16 protein-coding genes and 1 other annotated feature are annotated in these 17,915 nt (G+C 50.3%); of the genes, 7 read left to right on the plus strand and 9 right to left on the minus strand.

The genetic code is table 11. The features are described 5' to 3' along the window. Positions 1 to 327: 327 nt before the first annotated feature. The gene (locus tag KU854_RS19080) at positions 328 to 1,872 is read left to right on the plus strand and encodes an alanine/glycine:cation symporter family protein (RefSeq protein WP_218359950.1); all 1,545 of its coding nucleotides are present in this window, start codon (positions 328 to 330) and stop codon (positions 1,870 to 1,872) included. An 88-nt stretch (positions 1,873 to 1,960) separates the two neighbouring features. On the opposite strand, the gene yaaA is transcribed toward KU854_RS19080, so the two are convergent. After that, on the minus strand, positions 1,961 to 2,734 hold the full coding sequence (gene yaaA / locus KU854_RS19085) for a peroxide stress protein YaaA (RefSeq protein ID WP_218359951.1): 774 nt from the start codon (positions 2,732 to 2,734) through the stop codon (positions 1,961 to 1,963). Positions 2,735 to 2,846: 112 nt separating this feature from the next. Beyond that, positions 2,847 to 4,304, minus strand: a complete 1,458-nt coding sequence (locus tag KU854_RS19090; protein ID WP_218359952.1) for an alanine/glycine:cation symporter family protein — start codon at positions 4,302 to 4,304, stop codon at positions 2,847 to 2,849. Between KU854_RS19090 and KU854_RS19095 the strand changes: the two genes are divergently transcribed. Together KU854_RS19095 and KU854_RS19100 are read left to right on the plus strand one after the other, a co-directional pair. Next, the gene (locus KU854_RS19095) at positions 4,188 to 4,469 is read left to right on the plus strand and encodes a hypothetical protein (RefSeq protein ID WP_218359994.1); all 282 of its coding nucleotides are present in this window, start codon (positions 4,188 to 4,190) and stop codon (positions 4,467 to 4,469) included. The two genes, KU854_RS19090 and KU854_RS19095, sit on opposite strands and share 117 nt — an antisense overlap. A 441-nt stretch (positions 4,470 to 4,910) precedes the next feature. Then, on the plus strand, positions 4,911 to 5,093 hold the full coding sequence (locus tag KU854_RS19100) for a DUF3545 family protein (protein ID WP_054779932.1): 183 nt from the start codon (positions 4,911 to 4,913) through the stop codon (positions 5,091 to 5,093). Between the two features lie 109 nt (positions 5,094 to 5,202). On the opposite strand, the gene KU854_RS19105 is transcribed toward KU854_RS19100, so the two are convergent. From KU854_RS19105 to nfo, 3 genes are all read right to left on the minus strand, one after another. Beyond that, positions 5,203 to 5,730 carry a hemerythrin domain-containing protein gene (locus KU854_RS19105; protein ID WP_054779931.1) on the minus strand — a complete coding sequence of 176 codons (528 nt, stop codon included), beginning with the start codon at positions 5,728 to 5,730 and terminating at the stop codon, positions 5,203 to 5,205. 153 nt (positions 5,731 to 5,883) lie between these two features. Continuing rightward, a complete protein-coding gene (gene ung / locus KU854_RS19110) occupies positions 5,884 to 6,561 on the minus strand; it encodes a uracil-DNA glycosylase (protein ID WP_218359953.1) in 678 nt (225 codons plus the stop codon). Between the two features lie 38 nt (positions 6,562 to 6,599). Next, on the minus strand, positions 6,600 to 7,466 hold the full coding sequence (nfo, locus tag KU854_RS19115; protein ID WP_218359954.1) for a deoxyribonuclease IV: 867 nt from the start codon (positions 7,464 to 7,466) through the stop codon (positions 6,600 to 6,602). A gap of 406 nt (positions 7,467 to 7,872) precedes the next feature. Between nfo and grcA the strand changes: the two genes are divergently transcribed. Then, positions 7,873 to 8,250 (plus strand): autonomous glycyl radical cofactor GrcA, encoded by a 378-nt coding sequence (gene grcA / locus KU854_RS19120; protein WP_218359955.1) that lies wholly within the window; start codon positions 7,873 to 7,875, stop codon positions 8,248 to 8,250. A 67-nt stretch (positions 8,251 to 8,317) separates the two neighbouring features. Here grcA and thrC read toward each other — a convergent pair whose 3' ends face one another. Genes thrC through thrA form a run of 3 tightly spaced genes read right to left on the minus strand, consistent with a single transcriptional unit; the run spans position 8,318 to position 13,018 of the window. Beyond that, positions 8,318 to 9,601 carry a threonine synthase gene (thrC, locus tag KU854_RS19125; protein ID WP_218359956.1) on the minus strand — a complete coding sequence of 428 codons (1,284 nt, stop codon included), beginning with the start codon at positions 9,599 to 9,601 and terminating at the stop codon, positions 8,318 to 8,320. Next, positions 9,598 to 10,557 (minus strand): homoserine kinase, encoded by a 960-nt coding sequence (thrB, locus tag KU854_RS19130; RefSeq protein WP_218359957.1) that lies wholly within the window; start codon positions 10,555 to 10,557, stop codon positions 9,598 to 9,600. The genes thrC and thrB overlap by 4 nt, the downstream gene beginning before the upstream one ends. A 1-nt stretch (position 10,558) precedes the next feature. Then, positions 10,559 to 13,018, minus strand: coding sequence for a bifunctional aspartate kinase/homoserine dehydrogenase I (thrA, locus tag KU854_RS19135; RefSeq protein WP_218359958.1), 2,460 nt, complete (start codon positions 13,016 to 13,018; stop codon positions 10,559 to 10,561). A 49-nt stretch (positions 13,019 to 13,067) separates the two neighbouring features. After that, positions 13,068 to 13,186: a sequence feature (Thr leader region), on the minus strand. Between the two features lie 243 nt (positions 13,187 to 13,429). On the opposite strand from thrA, the gene aceK reads away from it, so the two are divergent. Both aceK and KU854_RS19145 read left to right on the plus strand, forming a co-directional pair. Next, on the plus strand, positions 13,430 to 15,145 hold the full coding sequence (gene aceK / locus KU854_RS19140; protein WP_218359959.1) for a bifunctional isocitrate dehydrogenase kinase/phosphatase: 1,716 nt from the start codon (positions 13,430 to 13,432) through the stop codon (positions 15,143 to 15,145). Positions 15,146 to 15,365: 220 nt separating this feature from the next. Next, complete coding sequence (locus tag KU854_RS19145) at positions 15,366 to 15,839, plus strand: hypothetical protein (RefSeq protein ID WP_218359960.1); 474 nt, start codon at positions 15,366 to 15,368, stop codon at positions 15,837 to 15,839. A gap of 60 nt (positions 15,840 to 15,899) precedes the next feature. Here the strand turns inward: KU854_RS19145 and KU854_RS19150 are convergent, their stop codons facing one another. Next, positions 15,900 to 16,403, minus strand: coding sequence for a putative 4-hydroxy-4-methyl-2-oxoglutarate aldolase (locus KU854_RS19150; RefSeq protein ID WP_218359961.1), 504 nt, complete (start codon positions 16,401 to 16,403; stop codon positions 15,900 to 15,902). 762 nt (positions 16,404 to 17,165) lie between these two features. On the opposite strand from KU854_RS19150, the gene arcA reads away from it, so the two are divergent. Beyond that, on the plus strand, positions 17,166 to 17,885 hold the full coding sequence (gene arcA, locus KU854_RS19155) for a two-component system response regulator ArcA (RefSeq protein WP_054779926.1): 720 nt from the start codon (positions 17,166 to 17,168) through the stop codon (positions 17,883 to 17,885). Positions 17,886 to 17,915 lie beyond the last annotated feature (30 nt).

Consider the following 17,915-nt stretch of genomic DNA (forward strand, 5'->3'; position numbering starts at 1 on the left):
TTCGCGAGGGTAAGGGCTGTGGTCAATTGCAAAATAAAAGGCTCTAAGTATGGGGACTTAGAGCCTTTATAAGCCATCTGTTGGATCGTTCAACCGATCATTTATCTCTTAACTGATCGGCATTAGGTGAAAAGCCTCCTTTTTTGTTTTTCTGCGATCCGTCGCAGCGAAATATTCTGGTTTGCTAATGGATGGCAGACCAAAGATCGGGCTCACAATCCGTTACACTGATAACACAAAATGTTAACAAGGTGTGTCTATTTCGGATTATCCTGCCATTGGATAAATAGTCATCTATCCAATATTTTTTATAAGAGGGATCTTTCAATGCAATCTGTTGTTGATTTTTTAAACAGTATCATCTGGAGTCCTGTACTTATCTACACCTGTTTGGGTGCGGGTTTGTTCTACTCCATCGTGACGCGTTTTGTTCAGGTTCGACAGTTCAAGGAAATGACGCGTTTGCTGTTTTCCGGCAAAAGCTCGGCCAAAGGCATTTCATCATTTCAGGCGCTGGCAGTTTCTCTGTCTGGCCGCGTAGGTACTGGTAATATCGCAGGTGTTGCAGCCGCCATCGGTTTTGGTGGCCCGGGTGCCGTCTTCTGGATGTGGGTCGTTGCCTTCCTGGGCGCTGCCACCGCGTACACCGAATCTACCCTTGCCCAAATATACAAAGAAGAAGATAACGGCGAGTTCCGCGGTGGTCCGGCTTACTACATCGAAAAAGCGATGGGACAGAAGTGGTATGCATGGATCTTTGCTATTGCCACTATCTTTGCCTGTGGTGTTCTGCTGCCGGGTGTGCAGTCAAACAGCATCGGTAATGCGATTGAAACCGCGTTTGGCTCAGGCGACATGATTGAAACCGCCATCGGTACTTACAGCGTGGCGAAAATCATCACTGGCACTTTGATTTCCATCCTACTTGGTTTCATTATTTTTGGTGGTGTAAAACGTATCGCAAGCTTCACTCAGGTTGTGGTTCCGTTCATGGCACTGGCCTATATCATCGTGGCGTTCGTGATCATTGCGCTGAACATCACTGAAATCCCAGGCATTGTCGCCATGATTGTCAGCGACGCATTCACGCCAATGGCCGGTGTCGGTGCCGCTATCGGTTGGGGTGTTAAACGTGGTGTTTACTCGAACGAAGCCGGTCAGGGTACAGGTCCTCACGCTGCTGCGGCGGCAAACGTTGATCACCCTGCGCAGCAAGGTCTGGTGCAGTCCTTCTCTATCTACATTGATACCCTGCTGGTCTGTTCAGCAACGGCATTTATGATCCTGATCACCGGCGCGTACAACGTACACGGTGCAGGCGCAGAGATGTTTATTGTTCAGAACGTGGCAGCGGATATCGCCGCTAACGGCCCTGCTTTCACCCAAATGGCTATCGAAAGCACCATGCCGGGTTGGGGTAAACCGTTTATCGCGGTCGCACTGTTCTTCTTCGCGTTTACCACTATTCTGGCGTACTACTACATTGCCGAAACCAACATTGCCTACCTGCGCCGCAGCGTGAAAGTCCCGGGTATGATGTTTGTACTCAAGCTGGTTCTGATGGCTGCAGTGTTTTACGGCACGGTGAAAACGGCGAATCTTGCATGGGCAATGGGTGACGTCGGCGTGGGCTTGATGGCTTGGCTGAATATCGTCGGTATCGTGATCATCTTCTTCCTGAGCAAACCTGCGCTCAAAGCGTTGAACGATTACGAGCGTCAGCAAAAAGAAGGTGTGGAGGAATACACTTTCGATCCTGTTAAGCTTGGCATCAAGAATGCCGATTACTGGGAGCGCCGCCTGGCTCGCCGCACAGAGGCGAAAACCGGTGAGGAAGAGGTTTCAGGTAAACCGATCAATCCGGTTGCTTAATAGCCCTCTCCTAAATATGCTCCACAACGAAAAAAGGTTAGCCGCGGCTAACCTTTTTCTTTTTGTGCTAGACGGTGAAAACGGCGCGTTACTGCTCTTCGCGCTTGAACACCAGTTCCGTCCCCTTTGATTCCGCTTCACAGAACCAGTAACCAGCAGCGTCAAACGCCTTCAGCGCCTCAACTGAATCAATGCGATTGTCGATGATGTAACGCGCCATCATGCCCCGTGCTTTTTTAGCAAAGAAGCTGATCACCTTGTACTGACCGTTTTTGCGGTCTTTGAATACAGGCGTGATGATCTCCGCATCCAGTTTCTTTGGCTTCACTGACTTGAAGTACTCGTTTGATGCCAGGTTGACCAGCACCTTGTCACCTTGCGCAGCCAGCGCTTCATTCAGTGCCTCGGTGATGATGTCCCCCCAGAATTGGTACAGGTTGCTTCCGCGCGGATTGGCCAGCTTTGTGCCCATTTCCAGACGGTAAGGCTGCATTAAATCCAGAGGTCGCAACAGGCCATACAGACCGGACAACATACGGAAGTGGTCCTGCGCCCAGTCAAAGTCATCTTCACTGAAGGTTTCTGCTTCCAGACCGGTGTACACATCCCCTTTAAACGCCAATACCGCAGGGCGGGCGTTATCAGTTGTAAAGGTTGGCGACCACTCGGCAAAGCGTGCGGCGTTTAACCCGGCAATCTTGTCGCTGACCTTCATCAGGCTGGCTATATCTGCCGGTGTCAGGGTGCGGCACACCTCGATAAGCGCCTCTGAATGTGCGGTAAGCGCTGGCTGGGTATAACGCTCAGTAGCCAGTGGCGATTGGTAATCCAGGGTTTTGGCCGGAGAAACCACAATCAGCATAGTGTCATTCCTTTCAATCTCTTACTTTGACCAAAGGTTAACACCGCCAATAGAAAAAGCCACGCTCTCAGGCGTGGCTTTTTCCGATAACTGCCATAGGCAAAACCGAAACTCAGCGTGCGTGGTGACGCGACACCTCTTCTTCCGTTTCCGCTTTCCCCCACACACCCGGCTCAATCTGGTTCACCATTTCAGGGTGGTTGTGACTATTAAACGACGGGATTTGACCGCGTTTCAGTTGCTGGTTGTAGTCTTTGGCCAAAGTCACCACCGTGCCGGAGAGCAGCAAGATAGCAATCATGTTGACGATCGCCATCAACCCCATCGAAGTGTCAGCCATTACCCACACCACGGGCAACTCTGCCATGGCGCCAAACATCACCATACACAACACAATCACGCGGAAAATGTTCAGGCCAACTTTGTGGTTGTGTTCCAAAAAGAGCAGGTTGGTTTCTGCATAGGAATAGTTGGCGATAATCGAGGTGAACGCGAAGAAGAAGATCGCAACCGCGACAAAAATGCCGCCCCAGTTACCCACTTCACTGGCCAGCGCACGCTGGGTCAGTTCGATGCCGGTGATTTCACTGCCCGGCATGTACTCACCGGAAATCAGGATGATCGCCACAGTCGCGGTACAAATCACAATGGTATCGACAAACACGCCCAGCATCTGCACATACCCCTGGGATGCAGGGTGTGGTGGATACGGTGTCGCACTTGCTGCGGCATTTGGTGCAGAGCCCATACCCGCCTCATTGGAAAACAGGCCACGCTTGATACCCTGAACCATCCCCTGCGCCACGGTATAGCCCAGCGCGCCTGAGGCCGCTTCTTCCAGACCAAATGCGCTGCGGAAGATCATCTCCAACACACCAGGCACTTTATCCAGGTTGGTCAGCATGATGTAGAAAGCCAGCGCCAGATACAGCAGCGCCATCACAGGAACGATAATCTCTGCGGTTCGGGCGATTTTGCGGATACCGCCAAAAATCACAAAGCCCGACAACACCACCAGCGCCATACCGACATAGAGAGGGTCAAAACCGAAGGCAACGTACGCCGCCTGGGTGATCGAGTTGGCTTGCACCGAGTTAAACACCAGGCCGAATGCGATGATCAGCAATACCGAAAACACCACGCCCATCCAGCGCATACCCAGCCCTTTTTCCATGTAGTAGGCTGGCCCACCGCGGAAGTTACCGTCATCGTCACGGGTTTTATATAGCTGCGCCAGGGTACTTTCAGCAAATGCTGTTGCCATCCCCAGAATAGCGATCAGCCACATCCAGAAAATGGCGCCCGGGCCACCGAGTGTCAACGCAACCGCAATACCGGCCATGTTGCCGGTGCCGACCCTTGCGGCCAGGCTTGTGCACAGGGCCTGAAAAGATGAGATCCCGTTTTTATCTGCTTTGCGGCTGTTTTTCATCACAGAGAACATGTGTCCAAAATGGCGAAGCTGGATGAAGCCGAGGCGCAAGGTGAAAAATATCCCGCCGCCGATCAACAGATAAATGAGTACCGAACTCCAGATGAGATCGTTTATAAAATTAATGAGACTTACCACGCCTACCCCTCTGTACGCATAAACATTCTCGCCACGCTAAATTCCGGGAAGCCGGAGAGCGTGCGAATGGATGCGACCGACGCATGCGCCTGCCGAAAAAGAAGAGGAAAAACGGCGATGAAAATCGGCCGAAAATTCCTATTTTTTGTTGGTATTGCCGTCTGATGCAGCAATTTGCCGCGAGATGATGCAGATTGCAGACTCAAAAATCAATATGCACCAATTTGCTTAATTGTGATTGTTTTTTGTGCGCCAGATAAAAATCCAACCCTTTAATTATGCTTTTTATCAACATTGGCGAAACATCCATATCGCCCGGGACATCCGCATTCAACTTTTTCAGTGGCGGGGTGACACAACGCACAAATTCCCCGGTCTACTGTTATGAAAGGGTTCAACGGAAGTTCAGTTCGACAGACGGTATCTGTCAGCACGGCTCTCATCTATCGCATTGCAACTGAACACATTTTATTCAACCCGAGAATAAAAGTGATTGTGATCTCATAAAAACTTCACTGAGGTGCAACAAATGAGAAACACTTCAATTTTATTTTATCGGAGGTTTGATACTTAAATAGCGACCGCTTGGTATAACGAGGTGAATATATGGATAGCTTTGCCTTTGATGATTTTTTTGATCAAGAGCGACCACAACGCGGTGGACGAACCAAACAAGCAAAACGTAAGTGGAGAGAAATTGAAGCGCTAAAAGACAAACAGCGTCTTCGCAAAGAGCTGCAGGATATCGATATGTTGGGCGACTTTAACGACAGCGACTTCGATTTCTAAGCAGCACCTCAAGCTGGTTTAAATCTTCAGTCCCAGGGCTGAAAACGTAATAGGAATTTAGAGGAAAGGCACCCATCGGGGTGCCTTTTTTTGTGCCAAAACTGAGGGGTTAAAGTGCGGCGGCCAGCTCTTTAAAGCGGTCAGCAACTTGCTCACCAAACAGGGGATCACTCTCTTCTGATTCCCATTGCGACTGCAAGTATGCCCAGTCTTCCGTTGTCAGGGTATGCTCCAAAACGGGCAGTACGCTTCTCTCTTCCAGCTCCAGATGAGACTTCTGGCTACTGATAAAACGGTTCAGTTTTTCTGCAAACAAGTCCTGCGGCACCACGGCATCCATCAGGATCATGTCGACGGTGTTGGCAAATTCTGCCGTCAGCTCAGCCAAATCATGGTGTTCCTGATCAAGGCGCGCGACGCTGTCAGCATCGGGATAGCGCTCTAAATAGTAGTGATAGATCAGATCTTCCTTGGGGTGGTGGTATTTCTCTGCGTGCTCTTGCAGGTAGGCTACCGTGTCCCGGATAAGGTTGTAATTCACCGCCTTTTCATCCTGAAGCGCGGTCAGTTTGTTACCAAGAAGCTTTAATAAACGACTGATATTGCGGTGATCCCGATGAATACTGGCTACTAACATAGCTCCTCCCTTTCTTCATTCACTCACACAATCAGTGTATATAACCATGTAAAACACAACTTGTTCATGGTCACTTTTTGCGCACTTTTCCCAGAAAGAAGAAGGTGATGTGCAAGCGCGCGATCTGTATCACGAGCCTGCACAAAAAAGCGGCTAGTCCAGCTCAGGTTGCCAGTTGATTGGCGCTTTGCCCGCCTGCTCAAGCAGATGGTTGGTCGTGGAGAAGTGTTTGCAGCCCAAGAAGCCGCGGTGGGCAGACAGTGGAGATGGATGCGGTGCCTCCAGCACGTGGTGGCGTTTACGGTCGATAACGCGGCCTTTTTTACGCGCATGGGAACCCCAAAGCAGGAATATCACCCCTTCGCAGTGCTGGTTAACAGCCTCAATGACACGGTCAGTGAAGGTTTCCCAGCCAAGGTGGGCATGTGAGTGGGCATTGCCCTGTTCAACCGTCAGCACCGTATTGAGCAGCAACACGCCCTGATCCGCCCAGCTTTTCAGGTAGCCATGCTGGGGAATGGTGAAACCGGGAATATCCTGCGCCAGCTCTTTGTACATATTCACCAGTGACGGCGGTGGCTTAATGCCCGGCAACACAGAAAAGCAAAGACCATGAGCCTGGTTTGGGCCGTGATAAGGATCCTGCCCAAGAATAACCACCTTCACATCCGCCAGTTCAGTAAAACGGAATGCACTAAAGACATCTTCCTTGGGCGGATATACCACCTTACCCTGCTCCCGCGCTTCAGCCACGTAGGCCATGGTGTGCTTGAAATAGTCCTGTTCCTTTTCCTGACCAATCACGTCGTGCCAGGTCGTTACCTGTGTCATCTTTTCCCCAATCTTTAACTATGGTGTTGCGCCATATTCTACGCAGAAACACGCTCGCTTGCTGTGACTTCAAACTGTCGCAACAGACGGATCTCATCTGCCCAGCGCTCAGGTTTAATGGTTTCCAGCACCAAAGGGATGCCATCAAAGCGCTTGTCCTGCATGATCACTTCAAAACAGGCCAGACCGATCTCCCCTTCACCCAATGCATGGTGACGGTCAACACGGCTGCCAAATGTCGATTTGGAATCATTGAGGTGCATACCACGCAGGTACTGGAAGCCGACTGTTTTCTCAAACTCAGCGAATGTGGCTTCGGCAGCGCTGTGGGTGCGTAGATCATAACCTGCTGCGAAGGCATGGCAGGTATCGATGCATACACCCACGCGGGATTTGTCTTCTACCTGCGCGATAATGGCCGCAAGCTGTTCAAACGACCACCCAAGGTTAGTGCCCTGACCCGCAGTGTTCTCGATCACTGCGACAACGCCAGGCACAGCCTGGTGCGCCAGGTTGATAGACTCAGCAATCAATGACAGACACGCCTCTACACTGATCTTTTTCAGGTGACTGCCCGGATGGAAGTTCAAAAGTGGCAAGCCCAGTGTCTGGCAACGTTCCATCTCATCAATAAAGGCATTGCGCGACTTTTCCAGCTTGTCTTCTTCCGGTGCACCAAGGTTAATCAGATAAGAGTCGTGAGGCAGGATAGCTTCCGGTACAAAGCCGTGCTTTTGACAGTTGGCTTTAAACGCTGCCACATTGGATGCTTCCAAAGGCTTCGCCTGCCACTGGCGCTGATTTTTGGTAAACAGTGCAAAAGCGTTTGCACCAATCGCTGCAGCATTGATTGGCGCGTTTTCTACGCCGCCTGATGCCGAAACATGGGCTCCGATATACTTCATCTTCTCTCCCTTGCCGGAAACCGTAACCGACAACATTTTAAGTTACTCATACTAGCGCACTCACTGGCAGGATTCGCCTGTCGTATTTGGCAGAGTGGCTACCATTCCAGACGTTTATACGCTGCATTGATGATATTGAATTAATTTACACAAGCTCAAAATGTAGTAATTAAATTACAAATGAAAATTTTCATCACTTCGTACAATGTTACAGTTTTGTTTTAATACAATTATTTAATCATTTCTTGATTCAAAACAAAAAATCAAAGACGCAAGTTTTGCATATTTTGGTTGTAATTTGACTAAAATCAAAATAACCTTGCTTTCAGTAAGGTATACAAGTACCCAGCTCATCAATTGTTGGAAAAATAAAACCACCAAAGCCTATCAAAAAAGGGGAAAGACTATGATCACCGGTATTCAAATTACTAAAGCGGCAAACGACGATCTACTGAACTCTATCTGGCTGCTGGACAGCGAGACCAACGAAGCACGTTGCGTTGCAGCTGCTGCAGGTTTCGAAGCAGATCAGGTTATCCCAGTTGCTGACCTGGGTGAGTTCGAAAGCCGTGAACTGGCTATCGAAGCGCCTGCAAAAATCGAAGGTGGCCAACACCTGAACGTGAACGTACTGAAGCGTGAAACTCTGGAAGACGCAGCTGCGCACCCAGAAAAGTACCCACAGCTGACTATCCGTGTATCTGGTTACGCTGTACGCTTCAACTCACTGACTGTTGAACAGCAGCGCGACGTTATCGCACGTACTTTCACTAACTCTCTGTAATAGACAGTTAGCAAGACATAAAAAAACCGGCCTCATGGCCGGTTTTTTGTTTTCAGTTTTCGCAGCGTTAGCCCGCTACCTTCATCAGGTATTCACGCAGCTGGGCAAAGTCTGCATCCTGCTCTTCTGACAGCAATTCCATCACCGCATGTTTTGCCAACGGCGCTGGCAGCGGGATATCCAGTCCCAGAATTTCATCTACTGACTCTTTAAACTTCGCCGGGTGTGCTGTGCACAGGAACAGGCCATATTCGCCGTCCTGAAGCTGCTCTTCCAGTACGCGGTAAGCAATCGCACCGTGTGGCTCACACAGGTAGCCGCTGGCATACATGGATTTTAAAGTGTCAGCAGTCTGCTCATCGGTCACGGCACCAGAACCCAGTTCATTGAGACCCCAACCTTTCACTGTGCACAGCTCTTCAATACGCGGCCAGTTGTTTGGCTGGCTGACATCCATGGCATTGGAAAGAGTTGGAATTGTAGGCTCAGGCGTCCACTCACCGGTCTTGAGATAACGTGGCACGGTATCATTCACATTGGTCGCCGCGATAAAGCGTTTAATTGGCAGGCCAATCGCTTTGGCCAGCAAACCGGCGGTCAGGTTACCGAAATTGCCGCTTGGTACGGCAACCACCAGGTTTTCACGCTGCGCTTTGGTCAGCTGTGAAGCCGCTTCAAAGTAGTAGCAAATTTGTGCCATCAGGCGGCTGATGTTGATGGAGTTGGCAGAGTTCAGGCCAATCGCCGCGCGAAGCTCTGCGTCATCAAACGCTTGCTTCACCATCGCCTGGCAGTCATCGAAGGTACCGTTGATTGCCACGGTGTGGATGTTGCCACCCAGGGTACAGAACAGTTTTTCCTGCAACGGGCTGATCTTGCCTTTCGGGTACAGGATAACGACATTGATGTTCTCCATGCCGAAGAACGCATGTGCCACCGCCGCACCGGTGTCACCGGACGTGGCAGTCAGGATGGTCACCTTACCGCCTTCAGAAACGGCTGCCAGTGACTGCGCCATAAAGCGGCCACCGAAGTCTTTAAATGCCAGTGTTGGACCGTGAAACAGCTCCAGCGCACTGACTTGGTCGCTCACCTTGGCAACCGGTGCCGGGAACTGGAATGCGTTCTCTACCATGCTACGCACGGTTTCCGGTGTCAGTTCGTCACCGATAAACGCGGAAAGGATGTCGCTGCTGCGGCTGATAAAATCTTTTTCCAGCAGCGCGTCAACGTCATCAAATGTTGGCAGTTCGCTGGGAAAGAACAGACCCTGGTTGCGGCCAAGTCCCTGCTTTACTGCCTGGCCAAACGAGACCTGCTCGTCATTTTCCTTAATGTTATAAAGCTTCATAGTTCACTTCCTGTCACTGTCGATCCCGTCACATCCAATCGACAGATGTGGACAAATCCTTCTTCATTTTGAACGTAATGTTCCTGTAACCACTTAGCGACGCGCTCAGCTACGGCTTTGTCATCCGTAATACTGAACAGGGTTGGTCCTGAACCGGAAATCCCTGTCGCCAGCGCTCCCGCATCTGCAGCAAAGTGCCTCGCGTCAGCAAAACCCGGCAACAGTTTTTCACGATAGGGCTCAGCCACCACATCTTTAATCATGCTTGCCGCCAACTGGGGTTGACCAGAGTAACAGCCATGGATAAACCCTGCCAGATGACGGCCATGATTAATCACGTCCTGACGGCGGTATTGCGCCGGCAGAATCGCTCGCGCTTCCGCAGTGGAGACTTTTATCCCCGGATAGGCCATCACCCAGTACCAGTTATCAAAACAGGGAACCTGCTGGCTGATAATGTCCAGCTGCTCCACCATCAGTTGCAAGCCACCGAGGTAGCAAGGGGCAACGTTGTCATAATGGAGACTGCCAGAGATGGCCGCTTCCATCTCCCCCATCAGCGCCAGTAAGGTAGTTTCATCCAGCGGGTCGCCATGGAATTTGTTCAAGGCATCCAGCGCCGCCACGATAGAACAGGCGCTGGAGCCAAGGCCTGAGCCAATCGGCATGTTCTTCTCAAGGATCATCGCCACGTTGCGAACCGGTTCACCGCGCTTTTCCATTTCGCGGCAAAATACCAGGTAGCTTTGGTAAACGATGTTCTCTTCTTTATTCTGTGGCAGCTTATCAACAAAGCGCCCAACGCAGTCGAGGGAAAAAGGCGTTGAACCGCCCTCTTCCACTTTTACACGGTCACCCAGTAGCGTGCCGTCAATGGGCGATACCGCTGCACCCAAGACATCAAAACCGACGCTGACATTACCAATAGAAGCCGGTGCATAAACCACAACGCTCATCTTATACCCCCAGCTTCCAGCCCAATGTACGCATCAAATCTGCGAACACACCGGCTGCGGTTACTGCCGTACCTGCGCCATACCCGCGCAGCACCAAAGGAATAGGTTGGTAATAGCGGCTGTAGAATGCCAGGGCATTTTCACCTTCTTTGATTTTGAACATCGGATCATCGGCATCAACAGCCTGGATTTTCACTGAGCACTGGCCGTTATCAATACTGCCGACGTAGCGCAGCACTTTGCCTTCAGCGCGTGCATCACCCGCCAGTTTTTCAAAGTAAGCATCCGCTTCAGGCAACCTTGCCATAAAGGCATCAACATCACCTGAGGCATCAAAGCCAGGCGGCAGCGCGGGTTCTACTTCAACGTCTTCCAGCTCCAGATGCATGCCTGCTTCACGCGCCAGGATCAGAAGCTTACGCGCCACATCCATGCCGGAGAGATCGTCACGGGGATCTGGCTCGGTAAAGCCGTTGTTTCTCGCGACGGTGGTCGCTTCACTGAAGCTTTGTCCTTCGTCCAGCTTACCGAAAATATGGGACAGGGAGCCGGACAGGATACCGGTAAATTTTTCCAATTCATCACCGGCTGCAATCAGGTTTTGCAGGTTCTCGATGACCGGCAGACCGGCGCCCACAGTGGTGTCATACATAAACTTACGACGGGTAGCTCGTGCTGCTTTACGCAATTGCTGGTAATACGCCATGCCCGCAGTGTTGGCTTTCTTGTTCGGCGTGATCACGTGGAAGCCAGCGGACAAGAAATCAGCATATTGATCTGCGATAGCCTGATCAGAGGTACAATCGATAAAGACCGGGTTGATGATGTGGTTTTGCTGCACCAAACGCACCATGCGCGGCAGACTAAATGGCTCGTTGATCGTTGCCAGTTCATCACGCCAACCGCTCAGATCGATACCCTTACTGTTAAGTAGCATGCCTTTGCTGTTAGCAAGGCCACATACGCGGATAACAATGCCCTGATCCGCCAGTTTACTCTGCTGACGTTTGACCTGCTCGACCAGTTCACCGCCTACACCACCGACACCGACAATGAAGACATCCAGATAGTGGTTGGAGTTAAACAGGTTCTCGTGACAGGCCTTCACCGCTTCAGAAACGCAATTATCTGGGATAACGGCGGAGATTGAACGCTCTGAAGAGCCCTGCGCAATCGCCACGATGTTGACGTTCATTTCTGCCAACGAGGTAAAGAACTGGGACGCAACCCCTTTAGCGGTGCGCATGGCATCACCGACAAGGGATACGATGGCGACGTTATCAATAAACTCAACCGGCTCCAGCAGACCATCTTTCAGTTCCAGCTCAAAGTTTTCCTGCAGGGCACGCTGCGCAAGCGGCTTGTCTTCCGCTTCAATACAGAAGCTGATGCTGTATTCAGAAGATGACTGGGTGATCAGCACAACCGATACGCCGGCAGCCGACATTGCGCCAAACACACGGGCAGCCATGCCAACCATACCTTTCATGCCAGGACCAGAGACATTCACCATGCTCAGTTTTTCCAGCGTGGTAATGCCTTTCACTGCCAGGTTGTCTTCACCGCTGTCGATACCAATCAGGGTACCTGCACCCTGCGGGTTGGCGGTGTTTTTGATAAGACACGGAATGTGGAAACGTGCAATAGGAAGAATGGTTTTCGGGTGCAGCACTTTGGCACCGAAATAGGAAAGCTCCATGGCCTCCTGATAACTCAAGGATTTGAGCAGCTTGGCATCCGGCACCAGACGCGGGTCGCAGCTGTAAACACCATCAACATCGGTCCAGATCTCACAGCACTCTGCGCGGACACATGCCGCCAGCACGGCAGCTGAATAGTCCGAGCCATTGCGGCCCAATGTCACCAGCTCGCCTTTTTCATTGGAAGCAGTAAAGCCCGGCATCAAACCGATATGCTTTTCAGGGATGGGTTCTTTTTTGAATCGCTCAGAGGAAACTTCGATATCAACGATACCTTCAAGGTAATCGCCTTTTGATTGCAGGTATTTAACCGGATCAATTTCAAACGTGTTGTAGCCACGTGCTTTAAGCAACGCGGACATGGTCGCAATGGAAATGCGCTCTCCTTTGCTGATGATACGGGCATAGATGTTGTCCGGACACAGCCCCAGCAGCGCGATACCGTGGATATACTGGTTGAGCTGATTCACAGAGCGATCGAGTTTTTCCTGCAAACCCGCTTTGTCCAACCCCGGATCCATTTCCGCCAGGCCGTCAAACAGAGCATTGAAAATTTTGCGGATTTCAGCCACCTGAAGCTCCGCTTCACCGTGTTTGATAGTGTTATCGATCACATCGACCAAAAGGTTGGTGATCTTAGCCGGGGCGGACAGAACCGCCGATACCTCACTTTGGCATGTGTTACTGGTGATGATCTCGGCGGCGCGGCTAAATCTTTCCGCATTCGCCAGCGAGGTACCACCAAACTTTAATACTCGCATCCTTTCCTCCAACTTCTTCCTGAACTCGCTGATTCAATAATAAACAGGTTAAAAAAAAGCCCGTACCAGATTTGGGTACGGGCTTTTTTTGAGAATTCTGTGCATATCAGCCCGCACCCGCACCAACGGTGATGGTAATAATGGTGATAATGGTTGTGGTGCCGACTGAATGAAGCATGGCTTTTGAACCTTCCTTGCTACGTTTTTATAACCTTTACCGAATGAAGGCATTAAGGTCAACAAAAATTTAAGTTATCTCTCAAAAAAACGCCCCGATTCGCAACTCTAAATTATCAAATTTAAAAGATGAGAAACCCCGCTATTTACCCGCTTGGTTCTTGCACAGATCGTCCCTGCCATACATAGTTAGTTGAATTGAACACAAATTAAGCAACGGCGAAGGAGGGAACCATGGCAGTTGCGATGGAGGAGTTGGTCGCGCAAACCATATTGCAGGGTGCAGACGCCATGTACGGGCGTTTTTTGGATGTCACCGCTGGGGCGCAGGAACGGTTTGAAGACAGGGACTGGAAAAGCGTACAAAAGGCGCTCAAAACCCGCATCAATTTTTACGACCACCATGTTGGCCTCGTCAGCCAGCAGTTGAAAACCATGCTGAATCGGCAGCATGCCACACGATCTTTCTTGATGGCAGTTAAGGCAGAATACAGCCGCCTGCTGGACGGCTACCCCCGGTATGATATCGCCGAGAGTTTCTTTAACTCTGTCTATTGCCGGATGTTCGACCACCGCAATATCCGCCGTGAAAAACTGTTCGTGAACAGCTCTCAGGGAGGCCGGATCCCTAAATACCCGACCCCACTGTTGAAACGCTATTCATCCAAAACCAATCTTATCCAAACGATCGAGCGGATCCTGGATGACACCCCTTTTACGTTGAACTGGGTCAACAAAGCCCGGGACGTTCACCGGATTGTAGAGGCTTTGCAACGCCAGCTTGGGCCCCAGCTGACCGACGAAGTGACCATTGATATGGTGCGCGAACCCTTCTTCCGGAATAAAGCAGCGTACCTGATTGGCCGTCTGGACATGGCAAACCAAATCCGCCCTCTGGTACTTCCGGTACTGGTGAACTCCAATAATGAACTCTATGTAGATGCCTGTATCTCTGACTCTGATGAGCTAAGTGTTATCTTCGGTTTTGCCCGCTCTTACTTCATGGTGTATGCCCCTGCACCGGCAGCCATGGTGGATTTCTTAAGCCAGCTTATGCCCCACAAAACCCCGGCACAGCTCTACACCGCCATTGGGTGTCAAAAACATGGCAAAACAGAGCTCTACCGCGAATTTCTCCACCACCTTGAATCTTCGGACGACAAATTCATTATCGCCCCGGGTATCAAGGGCATGGTGATGTCGGTGTTTACCCTGCCTTCCTATGGGTTTGTCTTCAAAATCATTAAAGACAGGTTTGCCCCGCAAAAAGACATTACCCACGCCGTGGTTAAAGAAAAATACCGTCTGGTTAAGGAGCACGACCGGGTCGGCCGTATGGCTGATACCCTGGACTACCGCAACTTTATTTTCCCGCGCAGCCGTTTCAGCCAGGAGTTGATCGATGAATTGCTGGAAGTGGCTCCGTCCAATATTAAACTCACGGCCCGGGAAGTGCATATCCGCCACCTGTATATGGAACGGCGAATGATCCCGCTCAATATCTACCTTGAGCAGGCCGATGACGACGAGTTACGCCATGTAGTCCAAGAATACGGGGATGCCATCAAACAACTGGCTGCTGCCAATATCTTTGCCGGTGACATGTTGTTTAAGAACTTCGGGGTTTCCCGCCACAGCCGCGTCATTTTTTACGACTACGACGAAATTTCCTATCTCACGGAGGTCAACTTCCGGCACATTCCACCTCCACGGTTCCCTGAAGATGAAATGGCGGCAGAGCCCTGGTACAGCGTGGGAGAATTTGACGTCTTCCCGGAAGAGTTCCGCACCTTCTTACTGATCAACCCGAAAATACGGGCGCTGTTTGAAGAGCTACACTCGGATCTGTTCGATGCAGATTACTGGAAGGGTCTGCAAGGCAACATTGAACAGGGGCAATTTAATGACGTATTCCCCTACAGTGAGGAGTACCGCTTCACGAAACACTAGAAATGTGATCACTGTTTGCCAGTGCCAAAAATGTGTCGCCATTACAGGCACATTGCTTGCTTAAATAACAATCAGCCCTCCCCGCACGGCCATGTTTTTCCTGCGTCAGGGGAGGGAAATGCGATAACGCAGATCTTTTTACACTGTCGTTATCAAAAGCTAAACAGGTGAGCTAGACTGAAAATTCAGTCGAATAAAAACGAATCAGGGAAGGTGGCAAATGACAAAAATACTCCTCGCCGTCACCCTGCAATCAGTGGCTTTTTTGGCATTCGCGCAGGGTTCGTTACCGCTGTCAGAATATCTCGAAGAAAACCAAAAACCTTGGTTTTCCAGCTCTATCTCGACCGGCAACCAGAGTTTTGACAGCTGGACGGTCAGCTCAGGTTTTCACTACCCGCTGCTGGAAAATATCAACGTTTATCTTGCTACCGAGATGACATCTGAAACCGATTACAGTGCCAGTTCAAAAGGGTTGTTGAGCGGTATCCAGTACAACTTCAATAACAAACTCAGTGTTGGAAGTAGCGTGCAGGCTGAGAGGGTCAATGAAGAAACCATCGGTGTGGTTGGAATGAGTAGCCAGTTGCGCCTGACCGACAAGTTAAATCTTGAAGCCAAATTTGACTACAACCTGAACCAGGAGCCTGCCGCGTCCGCCAATTATCAACTGGGTGTTGGTTACCGGTTCTAGGTTTAAATTGCGAACACAAAAAAACCGCCTATTGAAATGGCGGTTTTTTAGTTCCAAGATTCAACCTTTCATCGGCTCTTCGCCAAATTCAATCGGGTGTTGGCTTATCATGACGCCATTGAGATCGGCGAAAAGGTAATCCCCCGGAGAAACGGGCACATCATGGATGCGCAGCGGAACATCTTCGTCACCGGCGCCTCGTTTTTCCGTTTTTATCGGACAAACGCCCAACGCTTTTACCCCGAGTTCCATTTCGCTGAGCGCGCCGGCATCGCGTATAGCGCCGAAAACCACCACACCTTCCCAGCCATTTTCAACCGCTCTGGCTGCCAGTAAATCCCCCAGCAATGCCTTGTTCAGGCTGGCGTGACCATCCACCACCAATACGCGCCCTGCACCGGGTCTTCCCAGAATGTCACGCACTTTGGAGTTGTCTTCAAAACAACGCAGTGTTTCAACCCGGCCGGAGAACACTTTCCTGCCGCCAAAATCGCGCCATTGCACCGGGATCCAATGAACGGCATCGCCATGGGCATCGCTGATATCTGGCAATAAATCTTCCATGCTTCTCTCCTTTGTACATTCACTGAATAACTTCTCCGTGGTTTAAACGTAGCAAGGTTCATGTGAAGAAGTCGGCTCCAGATGACTAAAGCGAGAAATGCGCACTGATTATCGGCTTCCCTTGCGCAAATTTAACGTGCAACAAAACACCCTGAGAGATGAAATCAGGCTAAGCTAACTATCGGATTTTTCGAAAAAAGGCTCTGAGTGCTAATCCGCATTTTCTGCTTTTTTTGCCATGATTTTGGGGCATAACTCAACCATATGTAGTTGACCGATATGCGACAACATGCTCTGATAATCGCGCCGTTACACAATATTCACACTTGTGGTAAAAGTACGAAAAATTCCGAACGATTTTGTCATCTTTACGCTGGTTTTTCGGCCCGAATTCCACCAATTGCGACCACTGGAAGCGAGATTGACGTATATCAATAAAGATTAAAAAAAGTTGCGTTGATTTATTACCAAATATTGTTAGCACGCTGTTAAATGAATACAATCAGCGCTATCCAAAGGATTTGCTGGCCAAAATGATTTGTCTAGTAGCATGCAGCGCGATTAAACGCATCTGCAATCACCTTCTCTAAGGATGGCGTTTGTATCAGGAAGGTATGCTTGAGTTAGCACGCAAAGCACTTTAGGTATACTTTTCCTGTTTGTAAATTTTCTTCACAGTGTCCCGGACGCTGTGGTTGATTGAGGGTAAGCACGCGTGCTTATGCCTCAGTACCAGATTCCTTAAGAAATTAGGTAACGCCAATGCAAACCCCTCACATTCTGATTGTTGAAGACGAACACGTAACACGTAATACGCTAAAAAGTATTTTTGAAGCGGAAGGTTATACCGTTCTGGAAGCTAACGACGGCGAAGAGATGCACCAAGTGCTGTCAAACAATCAGGTAAACCTGGTTATCATGGATATCAACTTGCCTGGTAAAAATGGCCTGCTGCTGGCGCGTGAACTGCGTGAGCAAGGCGACATGGCGCTGATGTTCCTGACCGGCCGCGATAACGAAGTAGACAAGATCCTGGGTCTGGAAATCGGTGCGGATGACTACATCACCAAGCCATTCAACCCACGTGAACTGACCATCCGTGCCCGCAACCTGCTGACCCGTGCGATGAACCAAGGTGCAACGCCTGAAGACAAGCGTTCTGTTGACCGCTACGTGTTCAACGGTTGGACGCTGGACATCAACAGCCGTTCACTGATCAGCCCGAACAACGAGCAGTTCAAACTGCCACGCTCTGAGTTCCGTGCACTGCTGCACTTCTGTGAAAACCCAGGCAAGATCCAGACCCGTGCTGATCTGCTGAAGAAGATGACTGGCCGCGAACTGAAGCCGCACGACCGTACTGTAGACGTGACTATCCGCCGCATTCGTAAACACTTCGAATCATTCGGTGACACGCCAGAAATCATCGCAACTATCCACGGTGAAGGTTACCGCTTCTGTGGTGAACTGGAAGACTTCTAAGTCTGACAAGATTCAATGATTAAGGCCTGC

It is taken from the genome of Enterovibrio paralichthyis, assembly GCF_019209835.1.
GTDB lineage: Bacteria > Pseudomonadota > Gammaproteobacteria > Enterobacterales > Vibrionaceae > Enterovibrio > Enterovibrio paralichthyis.

Coding starts and splice junctions, on each gene's coding strand:
- KU854_RS19080 (WP_218359950.1), top strand. CDS start 328: ATGCAATCTGTTGTTGATTTTTTAAACAGTATCATCTGGAGTCCTGTA.
- yaaA (WP_218359951.1), bottom strand. CDS start 2,734: ATGCTGATTGTGGTTTCTCCGGCCAAAACCCTGGATTACCAATCGCCA.
- KU854_RS19095 (WP_218359994.1), top strand. CDS start 4,188: ATGGCGAAGCTGGATGAAGCCGAGGCGCAAGGTGAAAAATATCCCGCC.
- KU854_RS19100 (WP_054779932.1), top strand. CDS start 4,911: ATGGATAGCTTTGCCTTTGATGATTTTTTTGATCAAGAGCGACCACAA.
- KU854_RS19105 (WP_054779931.1), bottom strand. CDS start 5,730: ATGTTAGTAGCCAGTATTCATCGGGATCACCGCAATATCAGTCGTTTA.
- ung (WP_218359953.1), bottom strand. CDS start 6,561: ATGACACAGGTAACGACCTGGCACGACGTGATTGGTCAGGAAAAGGAA.
- nfo (WP_218359954.1), bottom strand. CDS start 7,466: ATGAAGTATATCGGAGCCCATGTTTCGGCATCAGGCGGCGTAGAAAAC.
- grcA (WP_218359955.1), top strand. CDS start 7,873: ATGATCACCGGTATTCAAATTACTAAAGCGGCAAACGACGATCTACTG.
- thrC (WP_218359956.1), bottom strand. CDS start 9,601: ATGAAGCTTTATAACATTAAGGAAAATGACGAGCAGGTCTCGTTTGGC.
- thrB (WP_218359957.1), bottom strand. CDS start 10,557: ATGAGCGTTGTGGTTTATGCACCGGCTTCTATTGGTAATGTCAGCGTC.
- thrA (WP_218359958.1), bottom strand. CDS start 13,018: ATGCGAGTATTAAAGTTTGGTGGTACCTCGCTGGCGAATGCGGAAAGA.
- aceK (WP_218359959.1), top strand. CDS start 13,430: ATGGCAGTTGCGATGGAGGAGTTGGTCGCGCAAACCATATTGCAGGGT.
- KU854_RS19145 (WP_218359960.1), top strand. CDS start 15,366: ATGACAAAAATACTCCTCGCCGTCACCCTGCAATCAGTGGCTTTTTTG.
- KU854_RS19150 (WP_218359961.1), bottom strand. CDS start 16,403: ATGGAAGATTTATTGCCAGATATCAGCGATGCCCATGGCGATGCCGTT.
- arcA (WP_054779926.1), top strand. CDS start 17,166: ATGCAAACCCCTCACATTCTGATTGTTGAAGACGAACACGTAACACGT.